Source organism: Paenibacillus chitinolyticus NBRC 15660, from assembly GCF_000739915.1.
Classification (GTDB): Bacteria; Bacillota; Bacilli; order Paenibacillales; family NBRC-103111; genus Paenibacillus_F; species Paenibacillus_F chitinolyticus.
The window spans coordinates 90,065-104,339 of the sequence record NZ_BBJT01000005.1 but is presented as its reverse complement, the minus strand read 5'-3'; the positions used below and the strand labels follow the sequence as shown (position 1 = coordinate 104,339).

The 14,275-nt window shown below is 55.0% G+C and carries 13 protein-coding genes; all 13 read left to right on the top strand.

Annotated features, from left to right (window positions below):
* The first annotated feature begins 68 nt into the window (after nt 1-68).
* The 13 genes from spoIIP to prmA all read left to right on the top strand — a co-directional run bounded on the left by spoIIP (nt 69) and on the right by prmA (nt 14,266).
* Nucleotides 69-1,280, top strand: coding sequence for a stage II sporulation protein P (gene spoIIP, locus PCH01S_RS13705; protein ID WP_042230153.1), 1,212 nt, complete (start codon nt 69-71; stop codon nt 1,278-1,280).
* Nucleotides 1,281-1,367: 87 nt separating this feature from the next.
* Nucleotides 1,368-1,883 (top strand): hypothetical protein, encoded by a 516-nt coding sequence (locus PCH01S_RS13700; protein WP_042230152.1) that lies wholly within the window; start codon nt 1,368-1,370, stop codon nt 1,881-1,883.
* A 91-nt stretch (nt 1,884-1,974) separates the two neighbouring features.
* Nucleotides 1,975-3,792, top strand: coding sequence for a translation elongation factor 4 (gene lepA / locus PCH01S_RS13695; RefSeq protein WP_042230151.1), 1,818 nt, complete (start codon nt 1,975-1,977; stop codon nt 3,790-3,792).
* Between the two features lie 129 nt (nt 3,793-3,921).
* The gene (gene hemW / locus PCH01S_RS13690; RefSeq protein ID WP_042230150.1) at nt 3,922-5,073 is read left to right on the top strand and encodes a radical SAM family heme chaperone HemW; all 1,152 of its coding nucleotides are present in this window, start codon (nt 3,922-3,924) and stop codon (nt 5,071-5,073) included.
* 200 nt (nt 5,074-5,273) lie between these two features.
* A complete protein-coding gene (locus PCH01S_RS13685) occupies nt 5,274-5,735 on the top strand; it encodes an N-acetyltransferase (protein ID WP_042230149.1) in 462 nt (153 codons plus the stop codon).
* Nucleotides 5,736-5,872: 137 nt separating this feature from the next.
* Nucleotides 5,873-6,898, top strand: coding sequence for a heat-inducible transcriptional repressor HrcA (hrcA, locus tag PCH01S_RS13680; protein WP_042230147.1), 1,026 nt, complete (start codon nt 5,873-5,875; stop codon nt 6,896-6,898).
* A 117-nt stretch (nt 6,899-7,015) separates the two neighbouring features.
* Nucleotides 7,016-7,591, top strand: coding sequence for a nucleotide exchange factor GrpE (gene grpE, locus PCH01S_RS13675; RefSeq protein WP_042230145.1), 576 nt, complete (start codon nt 7,016-7,018; stop codon nt 7,589-7,591).
* A 67-nt stretch (nt 7,592-7,658) separates the two neighbouring features.
* Nucleotides 7,659-9,503, top strand: coding sequence for a molecular chaperone DnaK (gene dnaK / locus PCH01S_RS13670; RefSeq protein WP_042230144.1), 1,845 nt, complete (start codon nt 7,659-7,661; stop codon nt 9,501-9,503).
* A 129-nt stretch (nt 9,504-9,632) separates the two neighbouring features.
* On the top strand, nt 9,633-10,757 hold the full coding sequence (gene dnaJ, locus PCH01S_RS13665; RefSeq protein WP_042230142.1) for a molecular chaperone DnaJ: 1,125 nt from the start codon (nt 9,633-9,635) through the stop codon (nt 10,755-10,757).
* Between the two features lie 203 nt (nt 10,758-10,960).
* Nucleotides 10,961-12,304: an APC family permease gene (locus PCH01S_RS13660; protein ID WP_084706599.1), complete on the top strand. Its 1,344-nt coding sequence runs from the start codon at nt 10,961-10,963 to the stop codon at nt 12,302-12,304.
* A gap of 135 nt (nt 12,305-12,439) precedes the next feature.
* The gene (locus PCH01S_RS29785; protein WP_084706598.1) at nt 12,440-12,595 is read left to right on the top strand and encodes a YfhD family protein; all 156 of its coding nucleotides are present in this window, start codon (nt 12,440-12,442) and stop codon (nt 12,593-12,595) included.
* The gene (locus tag PCH01S_RS13655) at nt 12,592-12,963 is read left to right on the top strand and encodes a hypothetical protein (RefSeq protein WP_042230140.1); all 372 of its coding nucleotides are present in this window, start codon (nt 12,592-12,594) and stop codon (nt 12,961-12,963) included. The genes PCH01S_RS29785 and PCH01S_RS13655 overlap by 4 nt, the downstream gene beginning before the upstream one ends.
* Nucleotides 12,964-13,291: 328 nt before the next feature.
* A complete protein-coding gene (prmA, locus tag PCH01S_RS13650) occupies nt 13,292-14,266 on the top strand; it encodes a 50S ribosomal protein L11 methyltransferase (protein ID WP_042230138.1) in 975 nt (324 codons plus the stop codon).
* Nucleotides 14,267-14,275 lie beyond the last annotated feature (9 nt).

The window sequence follows — 14,275 nt, the reverse complement described above, 5'->3', positions numbered from 1 at the left end:
TCGCCGCCGCGAGGCGCGAGCCGCCTAAATCCGGACATGTACAAGCCCATTCGCTAGGAGGAATCCCCATGAAAAGGAATGCCGTCACCTTCAATCTCAGCAAAATCCGCCAAACGTTCCAGAGCGCCGGAGTCATCGGAAAAACCACGATATCGCTTAGTTTGTTTACCCTCTGCCTGTTTATCCTGCTTGGGGTCGGGAGCATGCTGCAATCGAAGTTGTCCACGTCGCCCGTTTCATCCATGAAAGGGTTGGCGGCTTCGGTCTCCAATCAGTTTTTTCTCGACATGCTCGGATTGGAAGTTCCTCATTTGAGGAACGACAGTCGTAAATTCACTTTTTCCCAGCAAAATATGATGAGCTTTGCGGTCCGGTTCCTGACCGATGTGAACCCCGGCGATCCGAAAAGTCTGATTGCCCAGGAGGTCCCCGGTCTGAAAGCGGACAAGAGCACCGTGCTGCGCTCGGGCAAAGACGGCGATGCAAGCGGTCCGGTCGAATACACACCCGCGGAAGGAGCGGTGAACGGGACAACCGGAGGGACGGCCCCGGAAGCATCTTCCGCCCCGTCACCCGCGCCAAGCCAGGCGCCCGCGGATCAGAAGCCCAAAGGACCTGGCCGGAACATCGCTTTTATTTATCAGTCTCACAGCAACGAATCGTTCCTCCCCGAGCTCAAAGGCGTCACCGATCCGGATAAAGCCTACGATGCCAAAACGAACGTGACCATGGTCGGCAAGAAACTGGCGGAAGCATTGGAAAAAGAAGGGGTAGGGGCCGTTCATTCCGATGCCATATACCCGAATATGATTAAAGATTTTAAATATGCCTACTCTTATAAATATTCTCTCCAGACGCTGGAAGCCGCCGCGAACGCACATCCGGACCTGAAGTTTTTCTTTGATATCCACCGCGATTCCCAGGAACGCAAACGCACGACGGTTACGCTGAACGGCAAAGACTACGCGCAGGTGTATTTTATTCTGGGAGGAGACAATCCCAAGTGGAAAGAAAACGAAGCATTCGCGGGGAAAATCCACGAGGTGCTGGAAGCAAAGGCGCCCGGCGTTTCCAAAGGCATTCACGCCAAGACAGGCCACGAGGTAAACGGCGTCTACAATCAGAACTTCTCGCCGAACAGCGTGCTGATTGAAGTGGGCGGCCCTTACAACTCTCTGGAGGAATGCTACCGGACGGTGGAGCTGCTGGCAAAAGCGGTGTCGGAAGTGATTCTCGATGCGGAAAAAGTAACGGCTCCCGCGCAAGGCAAAAAGTCGTAAGCCGCGGGCCGGTTAAGGCTGGAAGCGGAACGGACAAAGGGATGCTTCATTCAAGAAAAATTCAAATTAAGAACCGGAGGGATCATCATGCCGCGCTGGTACTGGAAGCTGTTCGTATACGGAATTATTCTTTGCTTCTGCATCATGTTCGGGGTGGACCTGGCCTCGCGCGGCATGAACCGCATCGAGGGCCCGGGAGGCGGCTCCGGGGGAGCGGCGCGAACGGGCGGGAGCGGCGGTCCCGCCACATCCGGCTCCCTGCCGGAGGAGACGTTCATCCGGACCGGAGGCGGCCGGAGCGGCGGGCAGCAGCCTGGCGTTACAAGCCAGGCGCAGGGAACGGGGGCATCCGCGCCAAGCCCGGCGGCAGGCCCGGATGCGGCGGCCGGTAACGCCGGTTCCGCCCGGACGGCGGAAAGCGCGAACCGGCCTGCGGAGACGCCGGCCCCGCCGAAACCGACGCCCCGTCCGCTCGGGACGGGAGATCCGCTTGAGGCCGGATCGATGAACCACCTGGGCAACAAGCTGGGAGATTTGCTGCAAATCACCGCTCAAAGCGGAATGGACGGCGTGGTTTCGATGTTCGAATGGGTCGTCAAATAAGGCAAAACACCCCATAACGGTTTAGCATTGCCGCAGCCCCGCCGGACTGATATAATAAAAGGTACTGTATGTAACTGTGTGGGGGTTAGGCATGACTGACATTCGGCAAAGACAAAAGCAAATTCGAAACTTTTCGATTATCGCACATATTGATCACGGTAAATCTACGCTCGCGGACCGCATCCTTGAATTCACAGGGGCTCTTTCGTCTCGTGAAATGCAGGAACAGGTTCTCGACACGATGGACCTTGAGCGGGAACGCGGTATCACCATCAAGCTTCAGGCGGTACGCCTGAACTACAAGGCCGACGACGGTCAGGAATATATCCTGAACCTGATCGACACTCCGGGACACGTCGACTTCACGTATGAAGTTTCGCGGAGTATGGCCGCCTGCGAAGGCGCGCTGCTCGTTGTGGACGCGGCCCAGGGGATTGAAGCCCAGACGCTGGCCAACGTATATCTGGCCCTGGACAACAATCTGGAGATTCTCCCGGTCATCAACAAGATCGACCTGCCGAGTGCCGATCCGGAACGCGTCAAGCAGGAAGTGGAAGATGTGATCGGGCTGGATGCGAGCGAAGCGGTTCTGGCTTCCGCCAAAGCCGGTATCGGCATCAAGGAAATTTTGGAGCAAGTGTGCCAGAAGGTACCCGCCCCGCAGGGCGATCCGGACGAGCCGCTGAAAGCGCTCATCTTCGATTCGCACTACGACCCGTACAAAGGCGTTATCGTGTACGTGCGTGTCGTGGACGGCGCTATCAAGGCCGGCACGAAAATCAAGTTCATGGCGACGGGCAAAGTCTTCGACGTGATCGAAGTCGGCGCTTTCAAGCCGCGCATGTCCATCGTAGACGAGCTGAACGTCGGCGATGTCGGCTTTGTCGTGGCCGGGATCAAGAACGTCGGCGACACGCGCGTCGGGGATACGGTCACGAACGCGCTCAAACCGGCGGCGGAACCGCTGCCCGGCTACCGCAAAATCAATCCGATGGTGTTCTGCGGGCTTTACCCGATCGAAACATCGGATTACAACGATCTGCGCGAAGCGCTCGAGAAGCTGGAGCTTAACGACGCGTCGCTAACGTACGAGCCGGAGACGTCCTCCGCGCTCGGCTTCGGTTTCCGCTGCGGATTCCTGGGCCTTCTCCATATGGAGATCATCCAGGAACGCATCGAGCGCGAATTCAACATTCCGCTGATTACGACGGCGCCAAGCGTTATTTACCGCATCACGATGACGAACGGCGAGATCATCGAGATCGACAACCCGTCGAACTATCCGGATCCGCAGCGCATCGACTTCGTTGAGGAGCCTTACGTGAAGGCGTCGGTCATCGTGCCGAACGACTTTGTCGGCGCGATCATGGAACTGTGCCAGGGCAAGCGCGGCGAGTTCATCAACATGGAGTACCTGGACACGAACCGGGTAACGCTGTCTTACGACATTCCGCTTGCGGAAATCGTGTATGACTTCTTCGATCTTCTGAAATCCCGGACGAAGGGTTACGCTTCGTTCGATTATGAAATTTCCGGGTACAAGAAATCCAACCTGGTCAAAATGGACATTATGCTCAACGGCGAGCAGGTGGATGCCTTGTCATTCATCGTTCACCGGGACGGCGCCTACAACCGGGGCCGCATTATTTGCGAAAAGCTCAAAGAGCTTATCCCGCGGCAAATGTTCGAAGTGCCGATTCAGGCCGCCATCGGACAGAAAATCATTTCGCGCGAAACCGTCAAGGCGATGCGGAAGAACGTTCTGGCCAAATGTTACGGCGGCGACATCTCGCGGAAACGGAAACTGCTGGAGAAGCAGAAGGAAGGCAAGAAGCGGATGAAGCAGGTCGGCAGCGTGGAAGTGCCGCAGGAAGCGTTCATGGCGGTACTTCGTATCGACGATAACTAATTTGAATGTATGACCGAGAAATAGGAGCCGCGCGCTCCTATTTTTATTGCCTTCGATCTTTTCCGCATTTCATAGTACAATGAAGGAACGGCTTCATGCCGGACCCTTTCTGGAAAGGAACTACCCGCAATGAACACACGTTATACCGCCCCCGAGGCGGTTTATATCCATATCCCTTTCTGTACGAACAAATGCTTTTACTGCGATTTCAATTCTTATGTCCTTAAAGGCCAGCCCGTCATGGACTATCTGGATGCCCTTGAGCGTGAGATGGAGCGTACGGTGCAGGCGCAGCCGCCCGGAAAGATCGCGACGATCTTCGTGGGAGGAGGCACGCCGACGGTTCTGCTGCCGGATCAGATGGCGCATTTTCTGAAGCTGGTGAGAACGTATTTCCCGGATCAGCATGAGAATCTGGAATTTTCCATGGAGGCCAACCCCGGGACAACGGACCTCGAAAAGCTGACAGCGATGAAAGAAGGCGGCGTCAACCGCATTTCATTCGGCGTCCAGTCGTTCGACAACGGCCTGCTGGAGACGATCGGCCGCATTCATAACACGGACGACGTTTACCGGAGCTTGGAAAATGCGGCGAAGGCGGGCTTCGACAACATGTCGATCGATTTGATGTTCGGGCTGCCTAACCAGACGCCGGAAATGATGGAGAAGACCCTGAACGCGGCACTGGCTCTTGATCTCAAGCATTATTCGATCTACAGTTTGAAGGTGGAAGAGAACACCTTGTTCCATACGATGTACCACAAAAACCAGCTTCCGCTCCCGAGCGAGGACGACGAGCTGGACATGTACCTGCTCATTATGCGCCGTTTGAAAGAAGCGGGCTACGGTCAGTATGAAATCAGCAATTTCGCACGCCCCGGTTACGAAAGCCGGCACAACACGACGTACTGGCGCAATCAGCCTTATTACGGCCTTGGCGCGGGGGCTCACGGCTATGCCGAAGGACACCGCCATGTGAATGTCAAAGGCGTCCAGCCTTATATTGACCGGACGAAAGAGGGCCTCCCGCATCTGGAAAGATTCCCTGTGACGGAGCAGGAGGCGATGGAGGACTTCATGATGGTGGGCTTGCGTCTCTTGGAAGGAATCAGCGGAGACGATTTTACCGCTCAATTCGGTATTCCGGTGGAGGAGAAATTCGGGAAGACTCTGGAGGACCTGATCAGTCGGGGGCTCCTGGAACGTTCCGGAAACAAGATCCGTTTGTCGGAACAAGGAATTTTGTTCGGCAACGACGTGTTTGCTTCCTTCCTCGAATAGCGGCAGGCAAGAGCGTGGATGCGCTCGTCTTTTACAGGTCAACATCCCTTCAAAATTTTATAAAATGCCACTTGTGCGATTATGCATGCTGATGTATATTTATTCAATATACCAATTCCGCATAACGATTGTACAAGTGGTTTTTTTTATTTGTTCCTATTTTTACCTATATTTTCAGCAGGCGAATGGTGGGATGCGAGATGACAGTGGCTTGCCGCAGAGCAACGGAAGACGATATAGAAGAACTCGTACATATTATACAAGGATATGCACGTCAAGGGATTATGCTCCCCCGAGACCGCGAGATGGTCCGGCAGCATTTGGATACTTTTGTAGTGGCGGAAGACGAAGGCGCGCTGATCGGCTGCGGGTCGCTGACGAGGCTCGGCGAGAATCTGGTGGAAATCCGCTCGTTGGGCGTTTCCGAGGATTACAAGGGGCAGGGCGTCGGGACCAAGCTGGTGGATTCCTTGCTGGAGGAGGCGCAGCGCCTGTCCGTTACGAAGGTAATGGCCCTCACATACGAAGTGAAATTTTTTCAGAAAAACGGCTTTAGAATCGTGCCGAAACATATCTTTCCGGAAAAAGTGTGGACCGATTGCATCCACTGTAAAAAACAGTACTGCTGCGACGAGATTGCGGTACTCCGGGAGTTGGATTGAACTTGACAACAGGCCGAAAGGTCTGTTATTTTTGTAGTAGGAATTAGCACTCGTTAAGGTTGAGTGCTAACGAAGCGGATCGTGCCCGAGGGGCACATTCATGCGGCGGTTTACCCATATGCAAAGGAGGAGTTACTATGTTGACGGAGCGTCAGCGGATGATTTTGAATGCCATTGTAGATGATTATATTCGTTCCGCGGAGCCGATCGGTTCCAGAAGCATTTCCAAACGGGGCGATGTCGGTTTCAGTCCGGCCACGATCCGCAACGAAATGTCGGATCTCGAAGAATTGGGCTTTCTGGAGCAGCCGCATACGTCAGCAGGCCGTATTCCTTCTCATAAAGGGTACCGTTATTATGTAGATCACCTGGTGCGGCACGGTACACTGGACGCTCACGAGCTGGAGACAGTGAAGCTTTTCTTCGCGGAGAAGGTCCAGGAGATGGAAGAAGTCATCCAGCATACGGCGAATATGTTGTCCGGTTTGACCAATTACACATCGATTGTGCTCGGCCCCGAGGTTTTTACCAATACGCTGAAACATCTGCAAATTATTCCGCTGAACGACAAGACCGCCGTTGCGATTATCGTGACGAATACGGGGCATGTCGAGAATAAAACCGTTGCGATCCCCCCAGGATTGCCGATGAACGAAATCGAGAAGGTCGTCAATTTGTTGAACGCGCGCCTTCAAGGAGTACCGCTGCTGCAGTTCAAGTCGAAGCTGTATACGGAAGTGGCCGGCGAGCTGAACAAGTATGCCGTGGGCTACCACGAGCTTCTGACGATGGTCGAGAGCGTGCTTGAGAATGACGAGAAAGACCGCATTTTCCTGGGCGGCACGACCAATATGCTGACACAGCCGGAATTTAAAGATGTGGATAAAGTTAAAAATATTTTGGATCTGCTGGAGCAAACTCCGGTTTTATTCAAATTGGTGACTTCATCGCCTACAGGACTCCAAATCAAGATCGGTTCGGAGAACAGTCTGGCCGCCATGAACGATTGCAGCCTGATTACGGCGACCTATTCGTATGACGATCAGCCGCTTGGAACGATCGGGATACTCGGGCCTACGCGGATGGAATATGCCAAAGTGATCCGGCTTCTCGAGCACTTGTCCGCCAATATGGAAGTTCTTCTGTCAAGGTGGTACAAATAAAGAGACCGGTTTACAATGAGATTTTACACGAAGTTTAAGCGGGATTAGCTGGGGCAAACTTAAACGTGGCCGGCAGGCGCCGGCCCGTCCACTCTTTCAAGGAGGTGAACACGACAAGTGAGTACCGAAGAAACAAAGAACATCAACCCGGATACGAACGCCGCGGAAGCAGAAAAAGCTACATATGACGCGGAACAAGCAGAAGCTGCCGAAGCAGCGGCTCCTGATGCGGAAGGCGCGACGAACGCGGAGCTGGATGAGCTTCGTAAAGCGGCCGAGGAGAGCCAGCAGCGTTTGCTGCGCGCTCAAGCCGATTTCGACAATTTCCGCCGCCGTACACGCCAGGAGAAAGAAGAGTTTGCGAAATACGCTTCTCTTAAGCTGATCGAACAAATGCTGCCGGTCATCGACAATTTCGACCGTGCGCTGGTTTCCAGCCGCGAGACGCAGGATTTCGAAGCTCTTACCAAAGGGATCGAAATGGTGTACAGACAGCTCGATCAGGTGATGACCCAGGAGGGTCTGACGCCGATCGAAGCGGTAGGCCAGCCCTTTAACCCGGAATTTCACCAGGCGATCATGCAGGTGGAATCGGATGAGCATGAAGAAGGCATCGTTGTGGAAGAAGTCCAGAAGGGCTACATGCTGAAGGATAAAGTGATCCGTCCTTCGATGGTTAAAGTCAGCATGTAAGCCGCAGGGGCTTTAGGCCCGGCGAATTCATATATACACACCCCTAATAAGGAGGAAATAGATTATTATGAGCAAAGTAATCGGTATTGACTTAGGAACCACCAACTCCTGCGTAGCCGTAATGGAAGGCGGCGAAGCCGTCGTTATCCCTAACGCCGAAGGAAACCGCACCACTCCATCCGTAGTGGGCTTCAAGAAAGACGGGGAGCGTGTTGTGGGCGAGACGGCAAAACGCCAGTCCATCACGAATCCGGACCGTACGATTATCTCCATCAAGCGTCACATCGGTACGAACCATAAGGAATCCATTGACGGCAAGGACTACACGCCTCAAGAGATTTCCGCGATCATTCTGCAAAAGCTGAAAGCCGACGCGGAAGCTTATCTGGGCTCTCCGGTAACGCAAGCGGTAATCACGGTTCCCGCTTATTTCAACGACAGCCAGCGTCAAGCGACCAAAGACGCCGGTAAAATCGCCGGTCTCGAAGTGCTCCGTATCGTCAACGAGCCTACCGCGGCCGCACTTGCTTACGGTCTGGAGAAATCCGAAGATCAGACGATCCTCGTGTACGACCTGGGCGGCGGTACGTTTGACGTATCTATCCTTGAACTCGGCGACGGCTTCTTCGAAGTTAAAGCGACAAGCGGCGACAACAAGCTGGGCGGCGACGACTTCGACCAAGTGATCATCGACCACCTGACGGCTGAATTCAAGAAAGAGCACGGCATCGACCTGAGCAAGGACAAAGCGGCTGTGCAGCGTTTGAAAGATGCGGCCGAGAAAGCCAAGAAAGAGCTTTCCAGCGTCCTGACAACGACCGTTTCCCTGCCGTTCATTACCGTTGTCGACGGAGTGCCTCAGCACTTGGAGCTTAACCTGACCCGCGCCAAGTTCGAAGAGCTTTCCGCTTCTCTGGTTGAAAGAACACTGGGCCCGACTCGCCAGGCTCTGAGCGATGCAGGCTTGTCCCCAAGCCAAATCGACAAAGTCGTACTGGTCGGCGGATCGACTCGTATTCCGGCTGTTGTCGAAGAAATCAAAAAGCTCATCGGTAAAGATCCTCATAAAGGGGTTAACCCGGATGAAGTCGTTGCTCTGGGCGCTGCCGTTCAAGCAGGCGTTCTTACCGGCGACGTTAAAGACGTGGTCCTTCTGGACGTAACTCCGCTGTCCCTCGGTATCGAAACGGCAGGCGGCGTATTCACCAAAATGATCGACCGCAACACAACGATTCCTACGAGCAAATCGCAAGTGTACACCACTTACGCGGACAACCAGACGAGCGTGGAAATCCACGTTCTGCAAGGCGAGCGCTCGATGGCTAACGATAACAAAACACTCGGACGCTTCATGCTGGGAGATATTCCTCCGGCTCCGCGCGGCATTCCGCAAGTCGAAGTTACCTTCGATATCGACGCGAACGGGATCGTTAACGTGTCCGCTCTCGATAAAGGTACAGGCAAAAGCCAGAAGATCACGATCACTTCTTCCAGCGGCCTGAGCGACGAAGAAATCGATAAAATGATGAAGGATGCGGAGGCGCACGCCGAAGAAGACCGCAACCGCAAAGAACTCGTCGAAGTCCGCAACCAGGCTGACCAACTTGTTTACAGCACGGACAAAACGATCAAGGAACTGGGCGACAAAGTAGACCAAGCCGAGATCGACAAAGCGAACGCGGCGAAGGAAAAAGTGAAGCAGGCGCTCGAAGGCAACGACCTGGATGCAATCAAAGCGGCTACGGAAGAGCTGACCGAAGTGGTTCAGCAGCTTTCCGTGAAGCTGTATGAGCAGGCTGCTCAGCAGCAGGGAGCGGGCGACGCGGCAGGCGAAGCGTCCGACGCCGGCAAGAAAGACAACGTAGTCGATGCGGATTACGAAGTAGTTGACGAGGACAAAGACAAGAAATAAGGGAATTTCACACCGGGAACTGTCAGACACAAAGAGAAGTCAAAGCCGTCCGAAAACGGCTTTGACTTTCCCTATGTTTTGACAAGACCGTCCGGTTGGGGTTGCCGTTAAAGCAGCGGGGGTGGAGCGATGAGTAAACGGGACTATTACGAAGTGCTGGGCGTGGGCAAGGACGCGTCCGCGGAGGATGTCAAAAAAGCGTATCGGAAGCTGGCGCGCCAGTATCATCCGGACGTAAATAAGGCAGACGATGCCGAAACGAAGTTCAAAGAGGCCAAAGAAGCGTACGACGTATTGGGCGACGATCAGAAGCGTTCGACGTATGACCGTTTCGGGCATGTCGATCCGAATCAGGGAATGGGCGGCGGAGGTATGGGCGGCGCCGATTTCGGAGGATTCGGGGACATCTTCGACATGTTCTTCGGGGGCGGAGGCGGCGGCCGGCGCAATCCGAACGCGCCTCAGCGCGGAAGCGATCTGCAGTATAACCTGCAAATCGAATTCAAGGAAGCGGTATTCGGCAAGGAGCTTGACCTGCAGATTCCGCGCACGGAAAACTGCGACAAGTGCTCGGGTTCGGGCGCCAAACCGGGGACACACCCGGAGACTTGTACCACCTGTCAAGGTTCGGGTCAGCAGGAAGTGGTTCAGAATACGCCGTTCGGCCGTATCGTGAACCGCCGTCCTTGTTCGACCTGTAACGGCCAGGGCAAAATTATCCGTCACAAGTGCGGAGAGTGCGGCGGCTCCGGCAAGGTCAAGAAACAGCGCAAGATACACATCAAAATCCCGGCCGGCGTAGACGACGGCGCTCAGCTGCGCGTCAGCGGAGAGGGCGAAAGCGGTACGCGCGGAGGCCCGGCGGGTGACCTGTACGTCGTTATTCACGTAAAGGCGCACGAATATTTCGAGCGCAGGGACGACGATATTTATCTGGATATGCCGCTGACCTTCGTTCAGGCTGCGCTCGGCGCGGAAGTGGAAGTGCCGACGCTGACGGAGAAAGTGAAGCTCAAAATTCCTGCGGGCACGGATACGGGAACGTATTTCCGCCTGCGCGGCAAAGGCGTACCGAAGCTTCGCGGCTACGGACAGGGCGACCAGCACGTGCGCGTCGTGATCGTGACGCCAAAAAACATGACCGAAGAGCAAAAGGATCTGCTCCGCGAGTTCGCGAAAGTAAGCGGAGAAGATACGAAAGAGCACGAGGAGTCCTTCTTTGACCGGATGCGCAAAGCGTTCCGCGGAGATTGATTCCCGGATAGAGTACCGCATGGCGCATGCCTGCGAAGCAAGCACCTTTCCCTGGCGGAGAGGTGCTTTTTCTTGTGCGGATGGTTAAAATTTCGGGCTGGAACATCATGCAATTTCCTGTATAATAATTCGTTGTGCCCTTATAGAGGCGCTCCGCCACGGGAGCGCGGACGGCAATTTTCAACGCAAAAGGAGAATCTTACGTGAAACCCAACATGGAATTGCAGCGGACGCTTAAGCTTTGGCATATCGTGGTCATCGGCCTTGGATATATGGCTCCTATGGCGGTGTTCGATACGTACGGAATCGTGTCGGAGGAAACGGGAGGGCACGTCCCGGCCGCTTATGCGCTGACTCTGCTGGCGATTCTTTTCACCGCGTCCAGTTACGGCAAAATGGTGAGAGTTTACCCGACGGCCGGCTCCGCTTACGCATACGCGCGGAATACGATTCATCCGTATGCGGGCTTTCTGGTCGGCTGGGCGGCGCTGCTGGATTACTTATTCCTGCCCATGATCAACGCTCTGCTGACCGGCATTTATTTGTCCGCGGTTTTCCCGGAAATTCCGGCCTGGATCTGGATCGTCGGTTTTGTGCTCTTTATTACGGCGCTGAACCTGCTTAAGGTGAAAATAACGGCTTCGGTCAACACGTTCCTCGTGCTGTTCCAGATCGTCGTTGTCATCCTGTTCGCCGCACTCGCCGTAAAAGGTCTCATGAACGGGCAAGGAGTCGGAGAGGTGTTTACCGCTCAGCCTTTCTACGCCCCGGATATGTCCATCCCCGCCCTGCTCGTTGGCGCCTCGATCCTGTGCTTCGCCTTCCTCGGATTCGATGCGGTATCGACATTGACCGAAGAAACGGTAGATCCCGAAAAGAACACGCCGCGGGCCATCATTCTCGTCGCGATGATCGGCGGACTCCTGTTTATGACGGCTTCCTACTTTACCCAGTCGCTGTTCCCGGACGTTTCCGTATTCGAAGACCCGGAGGGAGCTTCACCGGAAATCGCCCTGTTTATCGGGGGCAAGGTGTTTCAGCTCGTGTTCCTGTCCGCGGCGCTTTCGTCCACACTGGCTTCGGGCCTCGTTTCCCTGACCAGCGTTACCCGGCTTTTGTACGCCATGGGCCGGGACAGCTATTTGCCGAGGAAATTTTTCGGATATGTGCATCCAAAAACGGGGACGCCGGTCTATAATGTCCTGTTTATCGGCTGTATATCGCTGATCGCGTTAAAGCTCGATCTCGTGACGGCAACCTCGTTTATTAACTTCGGGGCGCTGATTGCGTTCACGTTTGTGAACCTTTCCGTCATTATCCATTATATTTTCAAAAAGAAGCAGAGAAGCTTCGGCGATTATATGCGGTATCTGGTTGCCCCTCTGATCGGAGCGGGATTTGTGGCGTACATCTGGACGCATCTGGACCGTCATTCGATGACACTGGGATTGATCTGGACGGCAGTCGGCGTCGTTTATCTGATTTATCTGGTTGCGGTCGCGAAACGGGACGTGAAAAAAATCCAAATGGACGATTCCGGCAATTAATGAAAGCTGGCGGATAAATCGTAAGAAATCCGGTTCAAACGGACGACGATAGGCCCGAGCGGGCGTTGCCTGCTGCATAAAAAGAGCCTCTGTAAAGCATGCTAATTTTTAGCTTGCATAAGGAGGCGCAAAACGATGAGTGAAAACCGGAACGAACAGATTTCTCAGCTGATTCCGATCGGCAAAAACGAGGATGTGGAGTTCAGCTCGGAAGAAGCCGACGCGGAGGATCTGGAAGCCCTGCAGCGCGCGAATGCCGCGGACAGCCGTCAGGAGCGGCAGGGTTCATGAGCGAGAAGAGCATACTCGCGACTTTCCGCTCCCCCGAGGAAGCCCAGGGGGCGGAAGCCAAGCTGAAAGCACTGCGGGTGATCGACATGCAGATCGCCAGGTTCGACCGCTTTCAGGGAGAAGGCGTTCAGCGGCAGATGAATCCGCTGACCGGGGATTTCGCCAGCCTCGGCAACTTGACGCAGAGTGCCGAGTGGTATTCGCACGACGCCGGCATTCTCGCGGCGGCGGACCCTACCGCCAGCGGAATGAGCGACGGCGGGTCGGGGATGCCGACCGGCCGCGATATTCTGCTGACGGTCGTGGTGGACGAGAGCACGCATCACCAGGCGATGCGTGTGATCCGCGAATGCGGGGGCGAGATCTGACGTCCGGCCTGTAACCCGGCCGGACGCTGCGACCGCTTCCCCGCACAGGGGCCAGCCGTGGCCGGTTACACGGCGTATGGCGCGCATAACGCGCAACCGACGCGCGGCCGGTGAAATCGCGCTGCCGATCAGCCGGAAGCCCACCGGCATCGGCAAAAGCTCTCACCTCCGGTTTCACAGCGGAGAGTGAGAGCTTTTTTGCATACTCCGCATAAGCCGGTATCGCGGCCGGTGCGGACGGTTTTACCGGACTTGTAAAGTATAGTACAATAACAAGATATGTGAGCGGATAAGCAAGGTTAAAATCCGCAAGGGGGAACAAGCTGCGATGCGTTGGCATGAAATTACGGTAAACACGACGGAACAAGCCGTTGAAATGATTTCTAATTTTCTTCATGAATTTGGAGCCGGAGGGGTTTCCATCGAAGAATCCGGCACGTTGAATAAGAAGCGGGATACTTCGCTCGGACAGTGGTACGAGCTGCCTTTTAACGATATTCCGGAAGGCCGCGCCGTTATCAAAGGGTACTTCGTGGAAGGAACCGACCTGGAATCCATTATGACTACGCTCAAGCAGTCGGTTGAAGGGCTGGCCGAATTCGGCATCGATACGGGGAATCCGTCTTACGAGCTGCGCGAGGTGGACGACGAAGACTGGGCGAACGCCTGGAAGCAGTATTTTAAACCTGTCCGCATTACGGAACGTTTAACGATCAAACCGACATGGGAAGAATATACGGCATCGGAAGGCGAGATTATTCTGGAGCTCGATCCGGGAATGGCTTTCGGAACGGGAACGCATGCGACCACGTCGCTGTGCCTCAAGACCCTTGAAGAGGTCATCAAGGGCGGCGAAGATGTGATCGACGTGGGTACGGGATCCGGCATCCTGTCGATCGCTGCGGCCAAGCTCGGAGCCCGGCGCGTTCTTGCCGTCGACCTTGACCCGGTTGCGGTTTCGAGCGCAAGCGAGAACTCCAAGCTCAACGGCCTGGAGGATCAGATTCACGTGAAGCTGAGCGATCTCCTGGGCGTTTTCAAAGAAAGCGAAGCGGGCGGGGGCGCGGATCTCGGCGTGAAACTCCCCGTTCAGGTGGTCGTCGCGAACATTTTGGCGGAAATTATTCTGCTCTTCCTTGACGATGTATACAAAGTGTTGGCGCCGGGCGGCTGCTATGTCGTGTCCGGGGTCATTCTAAGCAAGCAGAAAGATGTGGAAAACGGCCTTCTCGCCGCAGGCTTCGAAGTCGAGGACGTGCGCCGCGACGGAGAGTGGGTCGTGCTGATCGCGCGGAAACGGTAGGCGGGCGGC

Bases quoted from the DNA above. Each gene is read 5' to 3' on its own strand.
- spoIIP (WP_042230153.1), top strand. From the start codon at position 69: ATGAAAAGGAATGCCGTCACCTTCAATCTCAGCAAAATCCGCCAAACG.
- PCH01S_RS13700 (WP_042230152.1), top strand. From the start codon at position 1,368: ATGCCGCGCTGGTACTGGAAGCTGTTCGTATACGGAATTATTCTTTGC.
- lepA (WP_042230151.1), top strand. From the start codon at position 1,975: ATGACTGACATTCGGCAAAGACAAAAGCAAATTCGAAACTTTTCGATT.
- hemW (WP_042230150.1), top strand. From the start codon at position 3,922: ATGAACACACGTTATACCGCCCCCGAGGCGGTTTATATCCATATCCCT.
- PCH01S_RS13685 (WP_042230149.1), top strand. From the start codon at position 5,274: ATGACAGTGGCTTGCCGCAGAGCAACGGAAGACGATATAGAAGAACTC.
- hrcA (WP_042230147.1), top strand. From the start codon at position 5,873: ATGTTGACGGAGCGTCAGCGGATGATTTTGAATGCCATTGTAGATGAT.
- dnaK (WP_042230144.1), top strand. From the start codon at position 7,659: ATGAGCAAAGTAATCGGTATTGACTTAGGAACCACCAACTCCTGCGTA.
- dnaJ (WP_042230142.1), top strand. From the start codon at position 9,633: ATGAGTAAACGGGACTATTACGAAGTGCTGGGCGTGGGCAAGGACGCG.
- PCH01S_RS29785 (WP_084706598.1), top strand. From the start codon at position 12,440: ATGAGTGAAAACCGGAACGAACAGATTTCTCAGCTGATTCCGATCGGC.
- PCH01S_RS13655 (WP_042230140.1), top strand. From the start codon at position 12,592: ATGAGCGAGAAGAGCATACTCGCGACTTTCCGCTCCCCCGAGGAAGCC.
- prmA (WP_042230138.1), top strand. From the start codon at position 13,292: ATGCGTTGGCATGAAATTACGGTAAACACGACGGAACAAGCCGTTGAA.